Annotated in this window: 16 protein-coding genes; 3 read left to right on the forward strand and 13 right to left on the reverse strand. The window is 43.9% G+C overall.

Annotation, left to right across the window (positions count from 1 at the left end; translation table 11 throughout):
* Positions 1–94 precede the first annotated feature (94 nt).
* The 6 genes from ACSNJE_RS03855 to ACSNJE_RS03880 all read right to left on the reverse strand — a co-directional run bounded on the left by ACSNJE_RS03855 (position 95) and on the right by ACSNJE_RS03880 (position 6,095).
* Positions 95–637 carry an NUDIX domain-containing protein gene (locus tag ACSNJE_RS03855; protein WP_474773190.1) on the reverse strand — a complete coding sequence of 181 codons (543 nt, stop codon included), beginning with the start codon at positions 635–637 and terminating at the stop codon, positions 95–97.
* Positions 634–2,763, reverse strand: coding sequence for an N-6 DNA methylase family protein (locus ACSNJE_RS03860; RefSeq protein ID WP_495252038.1), 2,130 nt, complete (start codon positions 2,761–2,763; stop codon positions 634–636). The genes ACSNJE_RS03855 and ACSNJE_RS03860 overlap by 4 nt, the downstream gene beginning before the upstream one ends.
* A 98-nt stretch (positions 2,764–2,861) precedes the next feature.
* Positions 2,862–3,998, reverse strand: a complete 1,137-nt coding sequence (ftsW, locus tag ACSNJE_RS03865; RefSeq protein WP_495252039.1) for a putative lipid II flippase FtsW — start codon at positions 3,996–3,998, stop codon at positions 2,862–2,864.
* 107 nt (positions 3,999–4,105) lie between these two features.
* Positions 4,106–4,729, reverse strand: coding sequence for a DUF3786 domain-containing protein (locus ACSNJE_RS03870; protein WP_474773193.1), 624 nt, complete (start codon positions 4,727–4,729; stop codon positions 4,106–4,108).
* A gap of 85 nt (positions 4,730–4,814) precedes the next feature.
* Complete coding sequence (locus ACSNJE_RS03875) at positions 4,815–5,924, reverse strand: MGDG synthase family glycosyltransferase (RefSeq protein WP_474773194.1); 1,110 nt, start codon at positions 5,922–5,924, stop codon at positions 4,815–4,817.
* Between the two features lie 54 nt (positions 5,925–5,978).
* Positions 5,979–6,095: an RCKP-type rubredoxin-like domain-containing protein gene (locus ACSNJE_RS03880; RefSeq protein ID WP_041587722.1), complete on the reverse strand. Its 117-nt coding sequence runs from the start codon at positions 6,093–6,095 to the stop codon at positions 5,979–5,981.
* Between the two features lie 124 nt (positions 6,096–6,219).
* Between ACSNJE_RS03880 and ACSNJE_RS03885 the strand changes: the two genes are divergently transcribed.
* Positions 6,220–6,579, forward strand: a complete 360-nt coding sequence (locus ACSNJE_RS03885) for a sulfite exporter TauE/SafE family protein (protein ID WP_013120207.1) — start codon at positions 6,220–6,222, stop codon at positions 6,577–6,579.
* Positions 6,579–6,935, forward strand: coding sequence for a sulfite exporter TauE/SafE family protein (locus tag ACSNJE_RS03890; protein ID WP_495252040.1), 357 nt, complete (start codon positions 6,579–6,581; stop codon positions 6,933–6,935). Before ACSNJE_RS03885 ends, ACSNJE_RS03890 begins: the two co-directional genes overlap by 1 nt.
* Here the strand turns inward: ACSNJE_RS03890 and ACSNJE_RS03895 are convergent.
* Positions 6,828–7,097 (reverse strand): ATP-binding cassette domain-containing protein, encoded by a 270-nt coding sequence (locus tag ACSNJE_RS03895; RefSeq protein ID WP_495252041.1) that lies wholly within the window; start codon positions 7,095–7,097, stop codon positions 6,828–6,830. The two genes, ACSNJE_RS03890 and ACSNJE_RS03895, sit on opposite strands and share 108 nt — an antisense overlap.
* A gap of 278 nt (positions 7,098–7,375) precedes the next feature.
* Between ACSNJE_RS03895 and ACSNJE_RS03900 the strand changes: the two genes are divergently transcribed.
* A complete protein-coding gene (locus ACSNJE_RS03900; RefSeq protein ID WP_052216551.1) occupies positions 7,376–7,822 on the forward strand; it encodes a pyridoxamine 5'-phosphate oxidase family protein in 447 nt (148 codons plus the stop codon).
* A gap of 4 nt (positions 7,823–7,826) precedes the next feature.
* Here the strand turns inward: ACSNJE_RS03900 and ACSNJE_RS03905 are convergent, their stop codons facing one another.
* From ACSNJE_RS03905 to ACSNJE_RS03930, 6 genes are all read right to left on the reverse strand, one after another.
* Positions 7,827–8,258 (reverse strand): Fur family transcriptional regulator, encoded by a 432-nt coding sequence (locus ACSNJE_RS03905; RefSeq protein ID WP_013120204.1) that lies wholly within the window; start codon positions 8,256–8,258, stop codon positions 7,827–7,829.
* 186 nt (positions 8,259–8,444) lie between these two features.
* Complete coding sequence (gene feoB / locus ACSNJE_RS03910) at positions 8,445–10,406, reverse strand: ferrous iron transport protein B (protein ID WP_474773197.1); 1,962 nt, start codon at positions 10,404–10,406, stop codon at positions 8,445–8,447.
* A 45-nt stretch (positions 10,407–10,451) separates the two neighbouring features.
* Positions 10,452–10,673 (reverse strand): FeoA family protein, encoded by a 222-nt coding sequence (locus tag ACSNJE_RS03915; RefSeq protein WP_013120202.1) that lies wholly within the window; start codon positions 10,671–10,673, stop codon positions 10,452–10,454.
* Positions 10,674–10,829: 156 nt separating this feature from the next.
* Positions 10,830–10,988, reverse strand: coding sequence for an aspartyl-phosphate phosphatase Spo0E family protein (locus ACSNJE_RS03920; RefSeq protein WP_013120201.1), 159 nt, complete (start codon positions 10,986–10,988; stop codon positions 10,830–10,832).
* Between the two features lie 147 nt (positions 10,989–11,135).
* Positions 11,136–12,551, reverse strand: a complete 1,416-nt coding sequence (locus ACSNJE_RS03925) for a VWA domain-containing protein (protein WP_495252042.1) — start codon at positions 12,549–12,551, stop codon at positions 11,136–11,138.
* Positions 12,552–12,593: 42 nt separating this feature from the next.
* On the reverse strand, positions 12,594–13,457 hold the full coding sequence (locus tag ACSNJE_RS03930; protein ID WP_495252043.1) for an AAA family ATPase: 864 nt from the start codon (positions 13,455–13,457) through the stop codon (positions 12,594–12,596).
* Positions 13,458–13,475: the final 18 nt, after the last annotated feature.

The following is a 13,475-nucleotide window of genomic DNA, read 5'->3' on the forward strand; positions in this document are numbered from 1 at the left end:
GTGTTGCCTATGAAACCCTTGGGCAGGCTGCCCGAGGCCACGGAGTCAATTTAGATGATCTGATGAATGAACTGCAAAAACTGGAAGAACCGTCCTAAGACTGGGCGGTTCTTCCGGTCTTTACAGCGTAGGCTAGGCAAATCCCCACAATGGACTTGGCATCTTTGATTTCACCACGGGCAATCATCGACATAGCTTCTTGCCAAGAAACCTTTTCGACGCTCAGAAATTCGTCCTCGTCTAATGACTGCTCCTCCTGGACCAACCCGGTAGCCAGGTACAGGTGCATAATTTCGTTACTGAAACCGGGCGTAGTATAAAAAGTGCTTAAATGTTTCCAATCCATGGCTTTACACCCGGTTTCCTCGTATAATTCTCTTTGGGCACAATGCAACGGCTCTTCCCCGGGGTCCAATTTTCCGGCCGGGATTTCCCAGAGGATTTCACCGACTGGATGCCTGTATTGTTTGACCATGATTATTTCTTCACCGTCCAGGGCGACAATGCTGACGGCGCCAGGATGAATTACCAGTTCTCTGGTGGCCGTTTTGCCGTTGACCAGCTCAACCGTATCCAGTCTAAATTCAAGCACCTTACCCTTGAATTTAATATCGGAGTGCAATAGTTTTTCCCTCATCTTTTCACCTCATTTAAGTTTCTGTCTTCTCCTGTCACCTCACGTGGGTTTTTACTTTTGTCACCTCGCGTAAATTTTTGACTTCTACGTCCAGCAGTTGCCTCAAGGAAATTCAGGATTTTTTGCGCATCCATATGGTCGAGACCATATATTCCGAAAACATAACGGTCTAGTTCGGAAGCCAAGGCAGTTAGTTTATCGTCGGCACATTGAGTAATTTCTTTGGCCATATCAATGACCTTTCTTACATCAGGCCTGCGTTCCGGTTCTCCGGTTTCCCAATAGGGTATGGGCAAAGTGACCAGGTAGGTGCTGTTAATCCGCATGTAACCGCTGGCCAGGTGTACAGGCCAGTAAAGTACCCGGTAATAAAATTCAAGTACCGATGAATTTAGCAATGCCAATAGGTAGTAGAGTTTATCAACATTGTATCCGTTCCCGGCCAACGGGATAAAATATACCCTGCCTGCAGCCCTGCCTTGAAAATCAATGGCGGCTTTTAATCTGCGGGCAATGCCGGGAACAACCAGTTTTATTTCTCTAAACAATTTATTCTGTTGTTTACTGACATGAACTGCGCTGATAAATTTATCGGTTTCCTTTACTCTGTAATTATTAATGTCCCCAGCCAAAAGAATCCGAAACCATTCTGTTCTTTTATCAGGTTCACCGGTAATATGTTTACCGAAACCTGCTGTCGCAATTCCACAATGGATATCTTTTGTATTGAGCCGGCCGGGCCAGGCGTTAATTTTTTCAATGACCGGCAAAATTCCCCGGGAAATGCCGGTACTGATCAGGGATGGGCCCAAGTTCAGAAAAAAATCCTGGGGAATTGTATTCGGGTTTTGCTCTTCTATTTTATTTTTCCCCGGCAGAACAATTCCGTCAATAATAGTAACAACGGAATTTTTTCCCGGCGCCCGGTTTTCAAGAATCAGAATTACAGGGTAAATCGATGCGTCAGCAAAGATTTTTTGCGCAGATACATCAACAAGTTTTTTCAATGTAGTTTCCTTAAGCATCAACCTTCTCAATTCTATACCATAATCGGCCACCATAAATTTGTTGCTCACTATATAACTTAATATCCCGCCGGGTTTTAAAGACTTGATGCCAAATTCCATAAAAGGAACGATAGAATCAAACTGGCCAGTGGCTGTGGAAAAAAGCTCCCTTATATTTTTCTTGAGTCCTGCAGGAATGCTTTTGTTAGCGATGTAAGGCGGATTACCGATTACCAGGTCATATTTGACTCTTCTTTCCGGGCTGATTTCAAGTGTATTGGACCATTGCACCGCGACTTCCAAACTTTTTAAAAAACCTTTAAAATCTCCGGCGCAATGGTTGATACCGTAATAGTAAAGGGCCAGCCTGGTCAGACGTACAGCATCAGGGTCAACATCTATTCCTCTAATATGATTATCCATTATATGAGAGGAAAGATTTTCGGGAACAACTACATTTCCCTGCCTCACTTCACCTGACAGAGGAGTGGCAGATGAAAATATCTCTCCCAGTTGCTGATAAAATTTCAGATATTGCCGAAAAACATAGACCAGAAAGGCGCCCGAACCACAGGCCGGGTCAATTACAGTATGATTTTTTAGTTTGGTTAAATGTTCCTGCAAAATTCTATAATCAGCCCTGTCCTTCCTGATCTTGTTCAACAGGTCTGCGAAAAAAGCTTGCAGGGTTCTATTTACCATGTAATGTACAACCGGCTCTGGAGTATAATATATGCCTGTTGGCTTCCGTTGATTTTTCTTTTCGAGAAAACACTCGTGAATCAAACCCAAGATCACAGGAAACTCATGTTTGGTGAGATAATCGTCCCACTTCCAGGAAAATTTTTCCACCACTTCCAGTGCAATACTATCCATAAGATTTTCCGGGACAGGGCAAGCTTCCATATATGACAGTTTTCCGGGGAAGATAACGTCTGTTAATTTATGCCGGGAAAAATGCCGGTAAGTAACCGCTCGAATAACCAGTTCTTCAAGGAAGTCCATAGTTATGGCAGTCTCATAACCGACATGTCCCCTTAGCCGTTCTTCCAGATAATTAATTATCGCAAAAACTTCTTTTCGTTCTCGATTAATGTTGAAATCAAGTTGTTTTCGCATTGTTTTTCTCCATTTGAAATTAAAAGAACTAAACTAATTTTACTGGATATTAAAAGCAAAGGCTACCTACTAAGGGCAGCCTTCTCCTCTAATTATAACTAATAATCGGTTAAAACAGTTGTTTCCTTGACCGCTGCTTGTTTTTCCGGACAGTACTTCGATATATTTAAAAGTATTCCCACGCCAACCATTTTAAAAAACAATGATGATCCACCGTAACTTATAAACGGCAGTGTAATCCCTGTTACCGGCATAGAACCGGTGGCAACGGAAATATTCATAATTGCTTCAACGGTAATCATGGAAGTAATACCGATGGCTAACAGGCTGCCGAAGGAATCGCCAATATTGTATGCGATGCGCAGGCCCCGAACCAATATTATGATAAATAAAATAATAATGAATAAACCGCCGATAAACCCGAGTTCTTCTGCCAGGACACTATAAATGAAGTCGGTATAAGATTCAGGCAGGTACAGGAACTTTTGCTTGCTATGCCCTAGTCCGACACCCATCACGCCGCCCGATCCTATAGCATACAGGGACTGTATTATTTGATAGCCGGTACCCCGGGGATCTGCATACGGGTTCATAAAAGCAATAAATCTGGCTAAACGGTATTTCTCACTAAAAACTGCCGCACTGGCCAGCACAGCGCCCGTCAGCGCCAGCGGAGTCAAGTGAGATAACCGGGCCCCGGCCGCAAAAAGCATAACAAAAGAAGTAAAAGCCAAAGCCATCGTAGTTCCAAGGTCTTTCTCCAGTACAATCAGGACGCAAATCACGCCAATAATAAAAATAGGCGGCAGTAAACCTTCCTGAAAGAAAGAAATTTTATCCTGCTTATTGGCCAGGACCCTGGCCAAAATCAAAATAGTGCACAATTTTACTAATTCCGAGGGCTGAAAGGATACCGGACCCAACTGCAGCCAGCTGTTGGCGCCATTTCTGGTGTCAGCAACACCCGGTATTAGCAGCAGGACCAGCAATAACAAGGTTATAAACAAAGCGGGACCTACCAATCTTTTTAGCCTCTTGTATTCGAAATTGGCTGCAAAGATAAGGCCGCATATACTTAAGCAGCTCCAAATTGCTTGCTTGTAAAAAAATAAAAAGGGTTTGCCGAATTTAGCCGAAGCAAAAGCCGAACTGGCGCTAAGCACCATAATTAAACCGGTACTCACGAGAAGAAGCACGGGAATTAAGATGTACCAGTCAACACTTCTCCTTTTCATATATACCCCTCAGACTGTATTATGCTATGCTAATTAATTCAACAAAATTAAAATAATTCCTCGTAGATAGCTACAAAAATCTAAGAAAAAATAATGTGAAAAACAAATTAACTCTGCCTCTGTTTGAACATACCGCACAACTGATAAACAACTAGGCTGGATACCAGGGCATAATCTTCTGTTGGTAGGTAATGACATGCAGAGGCGTCAAAAAGAATATTGCCGGATGCGGGAAATTCATCATCCGCAGCCCAAATTACATACGTAATCGGTACCCTGGGAAAAACATGAATAGTAACGCTGACATCACCCAGTGACTGTCTTTGCCCACCAATTTTTTCAGCTAGTTCAGCAAAAGCTTCAGGATTTTTTCCAAAGGCGCTGAGCATGGGGTTAACTGCCCTTCTGGTAAAAGGTTCAATATAAATAGCGCCGTCAGGCAGTTCCTTAAAAGAAATGAGCCTGTTCTGCAAAGGCGCACCGTTTGCCGTAACAAGGTAATGCAGTATAAGGATTTGCACGTTTAACGGGATTTCCCCGTCTTTATCAGCAAATTTAATCTTGCCGTCAGGATAGGTAACCAGATAATCTTCATTGATATATTTTACCTTAAAAGTGTTTGTTGCTTCATCATATAATGTATCACTGTTCACAGCAATCTCCCGGGGACTTTTTTTACCCAGCTTGTCCACTGCCACCTCATAAGCGGCTTGCAAATTATAATTGGCCACAATGCTCACCTCAATTTGGGCTAATTTTCATAATATTCTTATTTCTCCTTACTATGTTTGAAATCCTTTTTACAGTTGGCACATTTTATTTACTTTCTACCAGGTTTAACAGGTAATCTACCGTATCGGCAGCTGCCTTTGGCCTGCCCAACACCCGGCACATTTCCTTAACCTGTTTGATTTTTACCGGGTTTTCAAGCAATTGTTTGACAGTGGGAATTAATAGATCCAGTTTTCTGACCTTTACCGCCACGCCACAGTTCAACAAAAACTCCGTGTTCCTCTCCTCCTGGCCCGGTAACGGGGACACTATAACCATCGGGATCCCGGTGGCTAAAACTTCTGCCGTGGTCAGTCCGCCGGGCTTGGTCACTATCACGTCACTGGCGGCCATTAATCTGGGAATCTCTTCAGTAAATCCGAAAACTTTCAAATTCGCCTTGGTCTGCAAAAGGTCAAGAGCTGTTTGCAGTTTATGGTTTTTACCGGCTACAGCTATAATATTGATGTCCAAATCAGAGTTACCAAGTTCGACAATTATATTTTTTACATCTCCCAGGCCCAGCCCGCCGCCCATGACGAGAAAAGTAGTCTTGTTCTCCAATTGCATTGACGTTCTGGCCTCTTCTTTGGAGGGCAGTTGAGAAAATTCCGGCCGCACCGGGATACCAAAGGCCTTTATCTTTTCGGCCTTTATTCCATGCCTGATAAACAGGTATTTCAGTTCTTCGGTAGGAATAATATAAGTATCAATGTGGTCATGCAGCCAGAAGCTATGGACGGTATAATCGGTCAAAATAGCCAATAAAGGCACGTCTAGCAGTCCTCTGCCTTTAAGCATGGACAGCATACCGGCCGGAAAAGCATGGGTACAGATAACAGCATCAGGTGCAAAAGAGTCAACCAATTTTTCCAGCTTGCTGGACCAGAGTCCGTGGAGAATTTGCCGCAAATCTATAAACTGATCACCCTCTTCGGCTTGCGCATATAATTTTCCCCATATTTTGGGGCTGAATTTCAACGACTCCATATAACTGCCTACTATGACCTTATTAAGGGTAGGGTTAATATAATCAAAGGTATTTACCAACATTGTTTCAGCGCCTGGAAACCGGTTTTTAATTTCAGCCATTAACCCCAGGGCAGCCAGGTCATGTCCGGCACCAATAGAAACAGAAAAAAACAGGAAACGCATCCCTCAGTACCTCCCGCCCCTATCTATATTGGAAAACGGTGACAGACGTCACCGTTACTTCTTTTCCTCTTCTTTTTTAAAACTGTCGGATGCACCGCACTCGGCACATTTCCTAGGTTTACACCTGCCTTCGCGGATAGCTCCACAATTTGCACATTTCCAAATAGCCATAGTATCGCCTCCATTACTAAATATATCTATATTATAATCCAACTTTCACCTCTTTTTCAAACTTAGAATAAATCTTTGACAATGTGGCAAAATGAATTTGTCGGTAAATCAGGAGGGAACAATTTTGCGGATAGCACATGGGATAATGATACCAGTAGTGGGTATATTGACAGGGGTAATCAACGGGTTATTGGGCATCGGTGGCGGAACGATTCTTATTCCGGCCATGGTTGCGCTCATGGGCGTAAGTCAACACAAAGCGCACGGGACTTCTCTGGCCATTATCCTGCCAACGGCTTTAGTAAGTTCGTTTGTTTACAGAATAAACGGAAGTATGGATATCTATCTTGCTCTACAGGTTGCCATTGGTGGCATGATAGGCGGTTACCTGGGCGCCAGATTGATGAATTATATACCGGCGGCATCGCTGAAAAAAATATTCGGCGCTTTTATTCTTGCCGCAGGAATAAGGATGGTCATGTGATGGCGCTTGTCCTGCTTGGCCTGGTATGCGGGGTTATCAGCGGTCTGGCCTTAGGAGGCGGCACACTGTTAGTCCCCGCATTAATCATCACTATGAACTTTAGCCAGCACATGGCCCAGGGCATATCCTTGGCTTCTTTCCTCCCCACTTCCCTCGTGGCTGTCATTACCCATTACAGACACGGAAACGTAGATACAAGACTGGCTTTTTCACTGGCCGTCACCAGCGTTATTGGAGCCGTGGGAGGCTCATATCTTGCGCACTATATATCGGCCCAAAATCTTCGCCAAGTTTTCGGCTTTTTCCTCATTATTATGGGGTTGTACGAAATACTCAACCGGAAAAAGGTGCATTGAACAGATTTTATAAAGTATTAATTTTATCAGTGTTGTTTTGCCGGCCCCATTTTTGCCGATCAGGCCCAGTGTTTGCCCTTTTTTCAGGGTGAAATTAATGTTTTTCAGGATTTCCCGGTCAAATTTCTTGTTTAAGTTAACTGTTTGGATTACCACATCCATATCAAACTACCCCTGCCCACATCACATTTTGCGGAATAGCTATTCAACTATTCACCGGATTTTTCGCTAATTATAAGGTATTTACCATCCTATTGTCGGGTTTCTTCCCCTTTTCGTCCCGGCGGTTCTGAAAAACAGCCATCCAAAATGATGGTCGAAAATCCGGTCTTTTTTCCAAAAATACCTCCCATTCTTGTAACTATAACTTTATAATAAAATTATATGGAATATTGGGAATACAATTCACCTACAATATATAACCTGGGAGGGGTTACAGAATGAGCAAAATCATCGGGGATTCATTGCCGCCTGAGCTGTTTGAACTGTTTAAACAGGAAGCAACCACGGTTATAGTATCTACCATCTCGGAAGACGGGTACCCTCATGCCCTGCCCGTGCACCTGTTAACTGCTAAAGATAATAAAACTGTCCGTATGGCCCTTATGAAAGGCCACCAGACTACGCAAAACATTAAAATAAACGGGAAAGCCTTTATTACTGTGCTGGAAGGTCCGGACATTGCGCTAGGTATTAAAGGCACTGCCAGAATTGTCAGAGAACCTATGGAAGGCAACGCTGCCATGGTAATGGTTGAATTCAATGTGGAAGAAGTAAAAAGCGATACCACTCCGACAGTTGTAGTTGTCCAGGGAGTCCGTACTTTACACCGGTCAGCCAAAACAGCGCAGTTTTTCCGGACCATGTTCGACGAACTAAAGTTCTAGTGCTCTACCGGCATTTTTCACAGTACCCGTAAAACTTGAGGTGATGGTCCGTTATTTTGAAGTTGCTTTTCCTGGCGATGGCTTCTTCCAATGACTCCAGCAAATCATCCTCAAATTCCAACACCCTGCCGCACCTGGTACAAATAAGGTGATGGTGATGGTGAACTTCATTCTGCGCTAATTCATACCTGCTACGCCCGTCGCCAAAGTCCATCCGCTGTAGAACATCAAGTTCATACAGCAGGTCTAAAGTACGGTATATAGTGGCCATACCTATTTCCGGATCCGTTGCTTTTACGATTCCATAAACATCCTCGGCGCTTAAATGACGGTCCGGATTGGCCCGAAAAACCTCCACTATGGTTTTCCGTTGCGGGGTCAGTTTGTAATCTTTTTCCGCCAGTTTTTTGGCTATATCTTCCATAGTATGAGTCATCGGCAAACCACCTCAAGAACATTTTTCTTTAATCAGGCACTGCGAACAGTTCCCCTTGCACCCCGGCTGGATAAGCAGGGTATTGCAGCGGGGACATCTGGTTGTTTTTGAATCTGAAATAAGAATTTTACAGTTCGGACAGGTTACTTTAATGTTTTCTCCATGCATAGGCAACATTCCTTTACACTAAGTTTCTAAGGTTTTTGAAGGAATTATTTTGTTGGCCACAGACACAATTGCCATTACTGCCAGGAAAACGAGGATAATACTGCCACCGCTAACAAAGGCCTTGGGACCGCTGAATAACTTAAACAACTGATTGACTATTCCGCCAACAAAGAAGGCAATCCCCAGAATGGTTATCCAGGTTATGGCAGCTTCTTTTTTGCCACGTTCTTTAAAAATAACCATAGCTGAAGCAATGCAGGGCACAAATATTGTAATGGTGATTAGGGCCACTATCGTCTGGGACGGAGAAAGGTCTAAACTTGCTAAACCGGCAGCGCCGAAATCCCGGCGCACAAAACCCATGATAAAGGCATTGGCAGCTTCCTTAGGCAGGCCTAACCATCCCACTGTAAGGGGTGATAAAAGCCCTTGCAAAACCCGTAATATACCTGTCACGTTTAGGATACCAACAATTAAGGCGCCTAATGCAAAGAGAGGCGTGGCTTCTTTCAAAAACATATAAGATTTGGTCACTGTTTTGGTAACAACATTATTCAACCTGGGCACCCGCAGCGGAGGCAGATCAATTAAGAATTCGCTTGATCTTCCCGGCAAAACACGGTTCATGATCGTTCCTACAGTAACCAGCAAAGTCAGAATTGCGGCAACGTAAACCCCTACATAAGCTGCAGGCATGCCCGCCAGCATACTGACAACTACAGCTAACTGGGCCGAACACGGTATAGCCATGGCCAGCAGGAAAATGGCGATTCTGCGTTCCCTGTCGGAACCCAGCAAACGGGTAGTAATGGTCGCCATCGTAACACAACCAAAACCCAGAATAATGGGTATAACGGCCCTTCCATTTAGACCGATGCCGCTTAATATACGGTCAGTCAGAGTAGCGATGCGAGGCAGGTAACCGGAATCCTCAAAAGCTGATAAAACCAGATAAAATCCGACCACAAGTGGTAACAGGAGGCCAAGTATATATGTTACTGTCATGGTCAGCACACCGAATTCTCCAATTAATAAAGTGCCTATAACTGACTGCTCACTGAAAATTTTAGAAACCAAACCCCTGATAAAAGGTTCGTACATGCCCTGCATGACAGTTTCTTCCGTAAATCCAACTACCGTCCCGGCAATAAAAACACCAATTAACTCATACATTCCCCACAGAGCCAGTATGAGGAGCGGAATGCCTGTCCAGGGCCTGATCATCAATCTGCCCAAAATGGTGGAAAATGATGCTCCTTTATTGGATTCACTGACAACATGGCTGACAATGTCGTTAACTCTTTCACGCCTTTTAATGTAAAGCTCTTCTCTTTTATCTCCCGGCGCAATACCATGCCTTTCTGCAATAATTGGGTCTCCTTCAAGAATAAGTAAAGCTTCGCCCTGGCTGCCTACCCTGTCAACAAGTGTATTCAGTTGTTTTTGCAGCTCATGGTCAATGTTTCCTTGCCGGGCGCAGCATATTTTCTTTTTCAGCTCCTCCAGGCCGATCTTTTCCGTGGCTACCGTGGGAATAACAGGGACTCCCAGCAGATCGCTGAGCAGGTCAACATCTATTTTCCGCCCCTGTCTTTCAGCTTCGTCCAGCATGTTCAAGGCTACTACTACGGGCACACCCGTATCTATAATCTGCTGAGTCAGGAACAAATCTCGTTCCAGGTGTACGGCATCCACTATGTTGATAACCACATCGGCATTAAGAATAATATCCCGGGCAATCCTTTCTTCGTCGTTAAAAGATGAGATACCGTATACTCCGGGTGTGTCAATAACTACATCGTTACCGAATTTACCGTGGGAAATTTCCAAAGTTGTTCCCGGATAATTGGAAACATCCACATACATGCCTGTTAAGGCATTGAAAAAGACCGATTTGCCCACGTTGGGATTGCCAGCCAGGACAATTTTTTTCGCGTCTGACGGAATTTCTATTTTGAGACCTGAATCATGACAATGCATAGCAATCACTCCTTCGACTGTCGCGATGGTTTTTGGACGTATATTTTAGCTGACCAGTTCTACATCGATGTTCCGAGCTAATTTCCTGCCGATAGCAATTTCCTGGTTCTTTTTGCTGACTACAACAGGGCCGGCGGGAATTACCTCTTCACACCTCACAATTTCTCCTTCCGCGATACCAAACCTGATGGCTTGCGCCCTGACCAGAGCATCTTTAATGAATTTAATTTTAATGGTTTGCCCTTTTTTGCACATATCCAGATTCATAGCAGCCGCCTCCCATAGGTTGTGATTGATAATTATTCTCAATGGAGATGCAAAAAAATAAAATCCATTGATATTGATTCTCAATTACAAATATATATCATGATTCTACTGTTGTCAATAAGCTACAACCATCGGGAAATCAGATTTAATACTTTTTTAACAATTAGCCTTCATATACTCAACTATAAGGTTGTCTATTCTGCAGCTACACGCGTAAACTTCAGGGTCAGAAAAGCTGAAGTTTTTTATGGCCGCAAGTAATGCCAGTTTATCCTGCAACCTTTTTATCTCTGTTTCCAGGCGTATTTTATCCATGGCCTGTTCCCTCCTGCCGGTTAAATCTCCTGTAGCCGGTTACGTTTAACTCATTTTTGTTATATTCTATTGGATTCAAAACCTTGCTATAACCGAAAAGATTCCTGTTTACTGTCGAATTTTGTTTTCCAAGTATCTTACCAGCGGCTACAGTATTTTCCTGGCAATCCTACTTAGCTGCTCCAGATTTCTGCATTCCAAGACCCTTTTGCAAAAAGGAGCATAGGTTTTCATAATGCTGTCTTCGGAATCCCAGACCTCTGCCCGTTCAGGGTTTAACCAAATGATAGTTTTCACCCGGTCTTTTAACTTTTGTAGATATTCTGACTGATGAGGCCGGTAATTGTTGCGGCTGTCGCCAATAATCAGTAAAGTCACCTTTCTGTTAAGCTGTTCGCTATAATTTTCATACAGCTCCCGGAAAACCTGTCCGTAATCCGAAAAACCCGTTTTTGAAAATTTCAGGCTATTATACATTTCCTTTATCGCTTCGTTTATTTCCCTGTTTTGAAAACATGCGGTAGCTTCAGCGATAGTATCAACAAAAACAAAGGACCGTACGTGCAAAAACCGGCTCTGGATAGAGTACATCAACTGCAGCATAAATTCACTGAACCGTTTGACAGAGCCTGATACGTCACAAAGTACCCAAAACTCGGGCCTGGCAGGAACTGTATCCTGATAGGCGGGCTTAATCGGCACTCCACCGGTGGACATTGATTTGCGAATAGTCCTCTGCAGAGCTACAGTTCCCTTTTTGGCAGCTTTTTTCCGGAATTTTGCCCTGCTGGCTAACTGATGGCCCAAGCGGGAGATTTTTTTGTGCATTTCCTCAACCTGGTTTTCACTCAATAGAAAAAAATCTAATGTATTCAGGTTTTCCCTTTCCAACACAACTGTTAACGCCTTTTCGCCAAAACGAGCGATAAGTTTTTCCTCCAGAGCCTGCCTGAGTTCTTCCTCCAATTCGGTCAGCCGGGCCTGCCATACCCACCACAAATCTCCGCCCGCTTTCTCAGCTTCTTTCTCCAACTGATTTATGCCCATGTTCCACTCAAGATAAACTTTGACCTTTCTCACCAACTCATCAATATCAATAATGCTTTCCTGTTGCAAGTCACATAGGCTTTTAAGCCCTTTATCTATGTATGCCCGGTACAGACTATGGTCGCCAAGCCTAATCAGATGGACAAAAACATCTTTATAACTCCCGCTGTCACCCGCTCCCTGCCCTGTTCCGGCATGGGTAAAGAAGTTTTCTGCAAAATTTTCGGTAGCCTTTAATTCCCTGCGCTGGAGGGCAATTTCGCCATAACCGCGATGAGCGCCGGCTTCGTTTTCAGGCAGCATCAGTAATCGCTCAAAAAAGATGGCAAAAAGCTTGTCAAAGGTCCTGGAAAAGGCATGGTCCTTGACAAGGGTAGATTTTAACGTTTGATAAAAAACCGGCTTGCTCAGGCCCGTTAACCTTAACCCTTTCAGGCAATCATTTACTTCGGAAACAGAAACCTTTATCCCAGCTTTCCGCAGCAATCTGCAAAAATATAAAATTTGCTCTTCCATGCCAACCTTCCCCAAACAGCATCCTTGTACGCTAAAATTTTTTTAACCGAGGAGACCGGAAATACGATCCTGTATCTTTTCCACATCCTGTTGGTACTTGATTAACAAATTAATTGTATTTTCCACTGTTCTGGCGTCCAGATTTTTAACGCCCATCAAGATCATGGTTCTGGCCCAGTCTAGGGTTTCGCTGATGCTGGGAGCTTTTTTCAAAGGGATTTTGCGCAGGGCCTGGACAAAATGTACTATTTCTTTGGCGAGGTCCTGAGAAATGCCTGGCACTTTAAGGCGGACTATGGCCAGTTCCCTTTCAAAGGAGGGGTAATCGATATAAACATGTATGCAGCGGCGTTTCAGGGCATCACTGAAATCCCTGTAGTTATTGCTGGTGAGAACAACAATAGGTATTGACCGGGCTTTTATCGTTCCCATCTCCGGAATGGAAACCTGATAATCAGACAGGACTTCCAGAAGAAAGCTTTCAAATTCCTCGTCGCTCTTATCCAACTCGTCAATTAACAGGACGACGGTTTTCGGCGCCTGGATGGCTTTTAACAGCGGCCGTGGCAGGCAAAATTCCTCGGAAAAAATGCTCTTTTTCGTATCTTCCCATGACCTGTCCGTCAGGTGATTCGCTTGTATTCTAAGCAGTTGCTTCTGGTAGTTCCATTCAAAAAGGGCCTTTGATTCATCCAATCCCTCATAACATTGTAACCGGATCAAATCAGTTTGCAGGGCAGACGCAACTGCCTTGGCCAGTTCAGTCTTGCCAACGCCGGCCGGCCCTTCTACCAGCAACGGCTTATTTAATTGAACGGCCAGAAAAACCGATGTGGCCAGTTTTTCATCAACAAGGTAATTTACTTCAGATAGGCGTTCCAGCACATCATTAACTGTTTTAAACATGGTAAGTTTACCTCACTT

This window comes from Thermincola sp. GK-1, from assembly GCF_059412445.1.

Coding starts and splice junctions, on each gene's coding strand:
- ACSNJE_RS03855 (WP_474773190.1), bottom strand. CDS start 637: ATGAGGGAAAAACTATTGCACTCCGATATTAAATTCAAGGGTAAGGTG.
- ACSNJE_RS03860 (WP_495252038.1), bottom strand. CDS start 2,763: ATGCGAAAACAACTTGATTTCAACATTAATCGAGAACGAAAAGAAGTT.
- ftsW (WP_495252039.1), bottom strand. CDS start 3,998: ATGAAAAGGAGAAGTGTTGACTGGTACATCTTAATTCCCGTGCTTCTT.
- ACSNJE_RS03875 (WP_474773194.1), bottom strand. CDS start 5,924: ATGCGTTTCCTGTTTTTTTCTGTTTCTATTGGTGCCGGACATGACCTG.
- ACSNJE_RS03880 (WP_041587722.1), bottom strand. CDS start 6,095: ATGGCTATTTGGAAATGTGCAAATTGTGGAGCTATCCGCGAAGGCAGG.
- ACSNJE_RS03890 (WP_495252040.1), top strand. CDS start 6,579: ATGGCGCTTGTCCTGCTTGGCCTGGTATGCGGGGTTATCAGCGGTCTG.
- ACSNJE_RS03895 (WP_495252041.1), bottom strand. CDS start 7,097: ATGGATGTGGTAATCCAAACAGTTAACTTAAACAAGAAATTTGACCGG.
- ACSNJE_RS03900 (WP_052216551.1), top strand. CDS start 7,376: ATGAGCAAAATCATCGGGGATTCATTGCCGCCTGAGCTGTTTGAACTG.
- ACSNJE_RS03905 (WP_013120204.1), bottom strand. CDS start 8,258: ATGACTCATACTATGGAAGATATAGCCAAAAAACTGGCGGAAAAAGAT.
- feoB (WP_474773197.1), bottom strand. CDS start 10,406: ATGCATTGTCATGATTCAGGTCTCAAAATAGAAATTCCGTCAGACGCG.
- ACSNJE_RS03915 (WP_013120202.1), bottom strand. CDS start 10,673: ATGAATCTGGATATGTGCAAAAAAGGGCAAACCATTAAAATTAAATTC.
- ACSNJE_RS03920 (WP_013120201.1), bottom strand. CDS start 10,988: ATGGATAAAATACGCCTGGAAACAGAGATAAAAAGGTTGCAGGATAAA.
- ACSNJE_RS03925 (WP_495252042.1), bottom strand. CDS start 12,551: ATGGAAGAGCAAATTTTATATTTTTGCAGATTGCTGCGGAAAGCTGGG.
- ACSNJE_RS03930 (WP_495252043.1), bottom strand. CDS start 13,457: ATGTTTAAAACAGTTAATGATGTGCTGGAACGCCTATCTGAAGTAAAT.